2 protein-coding genes are annotated in these 2306 nt (G+C 72.2%); both read left to right on the top strand.

All coding sequences use genetic code 11. The annotated features are described in order from the left end of the window. The first annotated feature begins 196 nt into the window (after positions 1 to 196). Entirely contained in the window at positions 197 to 1474 is a 1278-nt protein-coding gene (locus tag D7V93_RS41970) for an MFS transporter (protein WP_120648559.1), read from the top strand. A gap of 114 nt (positions 1475 to 1588) precedes the next feature. Next, a partial coding sequence (gene sitA5 / locus D7V93_RS45575; RefSeq protein WP_443652010.1) for a SitA5 family polymorphic toxin occupies positions 1589 to 2306 on the top strand: 718 nt, incomplete at its 3' end.

Raw genomic sequence — 2306 nt, 5'->3', positions numbered from 1 at the left:
CCCACCCACGGAGTCTTGCGCGGGTGGGGAGCGCGCGCCGCGTCCGGAACGCCCTGGCCCACGCGTCGCTGTCGCGAAAGCCAGGCCTCGTTGAAGCCGGGCTGCTGCCTGGACTGCCATCCGCTTCATTGCGCCCCCAAGGGTGCCGCGCCGTGCCGGGCGCGGCACCGCCGCGTGCGCTAAGAGAAAAGCCGCCGTGCCTTCTTCCCACCGACTGCCCCGACTCGCCTCGCTGCGCCCCTTCGACCACCCCGGCTACTTCGCGGTGTGGCTGGGCGCGCTCGTGTCCAACATCGGCACCTGGATGGAGACGGTGGCGATGGGCGTGTACGTCACGCAGACCACGGGCCGCGCCGAGTGGACGGGCGGCATCGTCGCGCTGTCGTTCCTGCCCGCGGTGGTGCTGTCGCCGGTGGGCGGCGCGCTGGCGGATCGCTTCGACCGGCGCGCGTACGCGGCGCTGGGCACGCTGTTGCAGATGGCGCTCGCGGCGGTGCTGACGGTGCTGGCGTTCCGGGGCCAGCTGTCGGTGCCCATCATCGGCGTCATCTCGTTCCTCAACGGGTGCGTGAGCACGCTCACCTATCCGGCCTTCAGCGCGCTGCTCGCGGAGCTGGTGCCGCCGGATGAGCTGCACCTGTCCACGAGCCTCAACTCGGCGCAGTTCAACCTGGGGCGCATCCTGGGGCCCACGCTGGCCGCGGTGGTGTTGCAGGCGGGCGGGCCCGCGTGGGCGCTGCTTGCGAACACGCTGTCCTTCTTCGCGGTGCTGGTGGCGCTCTCCCGCGTGGTGCCGCCGGCCCGGGACGCGGCGGCGAAGCTCGAGCCGCTCTGGGCGGGCATCCGGCGCGGCATCAAGGTGGCTCGCGACGACGAGGACATCTCGCTGGTGCTGGCGGCGACCTTCTTCGTGGCGGCGCTGGTGGCGCCCTTCATCGGGCTGGTGCCGGTGTTCGCCATCCGGGAGCTGGGCCAGGGCGCGGCGGCGACGTCGCTGCTGGTGACCTGCCAGGGCGCGGGCGCGGTGACGGCGGCGCTGGGGGTGGGCACGCTCGCGGAGCTGTTCGGCCAGCGCAAGCTGCGCGGCTACGCGGCGACGACCATCGCGGTGCTGTCGGGCATCTACTGGATGGCACCCACACTGCAGGTGGCGGCGGTGTGCATCTTCTTCCTGGGCGCCAACTACCTGGTGCTGATGAGCAGCCTGAGCGCGTCCTGCCAGAACCGGATGCCGCGCGAGCTCCAGGCGCGCATGGGCAGCCTCTACAGCATGGTGCTGGGCGCGGGCTACGCGCTGGGCGTCTGGTTCCAGGGCGCGCTGGCGGACCGCGTGGGGCTGCGCTTCGTGACGCTCAGCACCAGCGCCATCTTCCTGGCCCTGGTGCTCACCACGCGCCTGCTGCGCCCGGCCCGCTTCGAGAACGAGCACACGCTCCAGGCCGAAGTGCAGCCGTTCTCCGACAACGCGCACTGACCTGGGACGTCGTCGTCGGGCCCTCCGGGCCTCCGCTTCCAACCCCGTGGGAGGATGTGAGGGATTGAGCCCGGGGCCCATGCCCTGGCGCCACTTCGCATGAGGAGCACCGCCATGGATGCACGCAGGGCCGGGGTGTGGCTGTTGTTGTGCGTGCTCGTCACGGGCTGTGCCGGGGGCCCCACGGTGCGGTTGCGGACGGGGGAAGGACGGGAGCGGACGTATGCGCCGCGGACCTGGGGCCAGCGCGTCCCCGTGAGTGAGGGGGACTTCGAGGAGGCGCTGTCCCGGCTGGTGTTGGACGTGCCGTTGACGGTGCGGCCTTCGTGGCAGGGCCGCGTGGTGCGCGCTTCGGCGGGCGAGGGGGCGCTGCGGGACCAGGGGCTCGCGTACCTGCTGCGCGACCGGTACGGGAAGTGGTGCCGGGCCCATGAGGCGCCGGTGGACTGTCTGTCCTTGCTGGAGCAGGGGGCAGGCTTCAGCGCGATGGACCGGCTGACGCTCGCGGTGGGGATGTCCTTGGAGCCGCTGCGCGAGAGCCTCGCGGACGCGGTGGAGGACACGCTGGATCCGGCGTTCTTCGTGTCCGTGGTGGTGGGCGCGCTGGTGTCCTGGGCGGTGCTGGCGGCGGCGCCGGAGCCCGTGTTCACCAAGGCAGCGGCCGTGCTGGCCGCCGTGGTCCTCGCGTACCTGGGGATCGAGTCGTTCCTGGCGGTGGTGAGGGCGTGCGGGACGCTGAAGGCCGCGACGGACCGGGCCACGACGTTCCAGGAGTTGGAGGAGGCGGGAGAGACCTTCGGTCGGGTACTGGGGCCGGAAGTGGCACGGCTCT

It is taken from the genome of Corallococcus llansteffanensis (assembly GCF_003612055.1).
Lineage (GTDB): Bacteria > Myxococcota > Myxococcia > Myxococcales > Myxococcaceae > Corallococcus > Corallococcus llansteffanensis.
Note: the sequence above shows the minus strand (reverse complement) of the source record. Positions and strands in the feature narration are given on the sequence as shown.